The sequence below is a fragment of the Duganella sp. CF402 genome (assembly GCF_900109645.1).
Taxonomy (GTDB): domain Bacteria; phylum Pseudomonadota; class Gammaproteobacteria; order Burkholderiales; family Burkholderiaceae_D; genus Rugamonas.
Map to the genome: position 1 here is coordinate 1 of NZ_FOBG01000013.1, position 2,260 is coordinate 2,260.

Below are 2,260 nucleotides of genomic sequence, written 5' to 3' on the forward strand. Positions count from 1 at the left end.
TGCAACCAGTGTGAAAGTAGGTTATCGTCAAGCTAGTTATTCCGCCAAGAAGGCCCGCTCAGTTTATCTGTGCGGGCCTTTTTGCATTTAGAACTGGTAACGCACGCCGAAAGTCACCAGGCTGACGTCGGTCTTGGTCAGGTAGCTGGCTTCCAGATTGAGCGACCAGTTGCGGTTGAAGCCATAGCCGACACCGACGCCGAAGATCGGATCGGTCTCGTCACGGTCAGCCATCCCGGTACGGTTGCCCTTCATGCTGGTGCGGCCAATGCCGACGCGACCGTAGAGGCGGAAGTGCTGGTCGAGGTGCGCCGTGCCCAGCGCGGCAATGCCGTAATGCGTATCCGGGTAGTAGCCGGCCGGCGCAAAGACGCCACGGAACGGGTTGAGGCTCAAGCCGCGCGTATAAACTTCAAAACCAAAATTGGGCGTGTACTGATAGCCGGCCGCTGCGCTGAGCGTGGCGTCGCCGCTGTTGTCGGCATATTTGGATGAAATCGAGGCACGCCCGATATCGGCCGACAGATACACGCCTGGTTCGAAAGATTGGGCAAAAGCCGGGGTAGTGGCCAGCAGGCCGAGTAGTGTTGCGCTGATCATGCGTCGCATGGTTGCTCCTGTTAAGGTGAAACTACGGAACGCGGCATTGATTATTTTGCAATGCCGTCCTGCGCGCATGGTATCCCGAAATTATTTTTAAGGCAATCTTGACGGTTCCGCAGGTTGGACGGTCAGGAAGCGCCGCATGGCGTGCACTTCCTCGCTCGGGCTGCGCCCGAAGTAGCGCTTGAATTCGCGGCTGAACTGGGACGGGCTTTCATAACCGACCTGGGCCGAGGCCGATTGCGCGGTGATATCGCTGCGCGCCATCAACAGCCGGGCCTGATGCAACCGGGCCGACTTCAGGTACTGGATCGGCGAACAATGCGTCACCGACTTGAAGTGCACATGGAACGCCGGCACGCTCATATTGGCTTCCGCCGCCAGCATGCCGACATCGATTTCTGCCGCGTAATCGGCATGGATGCGGCGCAGGGCCTTGGCGATGCGGCCGAACTGGCCCTGGCTGGTCAGCGCCGCTCGCATGGCGGCGCCTTGTTCGCCCATCAGCGCACGGTAGCAAATCTCGCGCACGATGCCAGGGCCCAGCACGCGCGCCTCAAGCGGCGAGTTCAGTACTTCGAGCAGGCGCAGCACGGTGTCGCGCAGGCGATCATCCATGCGGGTAGTCATCATCCCCTTGGGCATGGCCGGCACCTCGTTGTCGTTTTGATCGATGGCGAACATCAGGTCGGCCAGCGTGGTGCGGTCGATGCGGATCGAGATACCGAGGAAAGGATTTTCTTCCGAGGCCTGGATGGTCGCGGTGAAGGGCATGGGCACGGCCACCACCAGGTAGTGATCGGCGTCGAATTGCAGGATGTCGGTGCCGAAGTGAGTGCGTTTGTGCCCTTGCAGGGCGATGGCGATGCAGGGCTCGTACATGGCTGGCGATTTGGTCGCAGGCTGGGTGGTGCGTGACAGGCGCACGTCGTCCACCAGCGTCTGGATAGAGCCATCGTTGGGGACCAGTTTGTTGTGCAGGGCAATCATGCGTTCCACGCTGAACTCCTTTTGCAATGTATGAATAGGAATGATCCATGATTCCCCGGTGGATCGCTACGCTTGCGGTTGTGATTCATAGGATTAGGCAAGAACTACATAGGCCTATGCATTCGCAGTAGCCAGTTTAGTCCGTAAGATGCAGCCTCGTGTTAATGGCTTTGAAAGGACCGCATCATGACTCAAACCCATCGCAAAGTAATTTTGATCGCCGGCGCCAGCCGGGGCAGCGGTCCGGCCACAGCACGCCAGCTGGCAGGCGAAGGCCATCACGTGGTGCTCGGCGCGCGCCGTTCAAATAAGCTGCAGTCGTTGGTGGCGGAGATCCGCCAGGCGGGTGGCTCGGCCGAATGGTATGCGCTGGATGTGAACCAGCCGGACGAAATGCGTGATTTCCTGGCATTTGCCGAGGACGTGCATAAGCGAGTCGACGTCGTAATTAACAATTAGCCCTTGTCAAAGCGGGGCGGCCTTGTTATGATTCTGTCCCTCGCGAAACACAACATGCAAATGCAGAGTTAGCGAGGGAAAAAGAGGGTTGACGGGATGTACGAAACACTGCATAATCTCATCTCTCTGCTGCGAACAAAACGCTTCGCAGTGCAAGACAAGATCTTTAAAAATCAACAGTCGATAAGTGTGGGCATTTGGTGCTGCA

4 protein-coding genes are annotated in these 2,260 nt (G+C 58.1%); 1 reads left to right on the forward strand and 3 read right to left on the reverse strand.

The window, feature by feature from the left end; translation table 11 throughout:
• Positions 1-87: 87 nt before the first annotated feature.
• Positions 88-609, reverse strand: coding sequence for a porin family protein (locus BMZ70_RS27810; RefSeq protein WP_092281721.1), 522 nt, complete (start codon positions 607-609; stop codon positions 88-90).
• An 87-nt stretch (positions 610-696) separates the two neighbouring features.
• The gene (locus tag BMZ70_RS27815; RefSeq protein ID WP_092281725.1) at positions 697-1,593 is read right to left on the reverse strand and encodes an AraC family transcriptional regulator; all 897 of its coding nucleotides are present in this window, start codon (positions 1,591-1,593) and stop codon (positions 697-699) included.
• 186 nt (positions 1,594-1,779) lie between these two features.
• On the opposite strand from BMZ70_RS27815, the gene BMZ70_RS27820 reads away from it, so the two are divergent.
• Positions 1,780-2,052, forward strand: coding sequence for an SDR family NAD(P)-dependent oxidoreductase (locus BMZ70_RS27820; protein ID WP_092281723.1), 273 nt, complete (start codon positions 1,780-1,782; stop codon positions 2,050-2,052).
• Positions 2,053-2,058: 6 nt separating this feature from the next.
• Here BMZ70_RS27820 and BMZ70_RS28640 read toward each other — a convergent pair.
• Positions 2,059-2,260, reverse strand: a 202-nt coding sequence (locus BMZ70_RS28640; RefSeq protein ID WP_217648282.1) for a hypothetical protein, incomplete at its 5' end; no start/stop codon positions are given.

Coding starts and splice junctions, on each gene's coding strand:
- BMZ70_RS27810 (WP_092281721.1), bottom strand. CDS start 609: ATGCGACGCATGATCAGCGCAACACTACTCGGCCTGCTGGCCACTACC.
- BMZ70_RS27820 (WP_092281723.1), top strand. CDS start 1,780: ATGACTCAAACCCATCGCAAAGTAATTTTGATCGCCGGCGCCAGCCGG.
- BMZ70_RS27815 (WP_092281725.1), bottom strand. CDS start 1,593: ATGATTGCCCTGCACAACAAACTGGTCCCCAACGATGGCTCTATCCAG.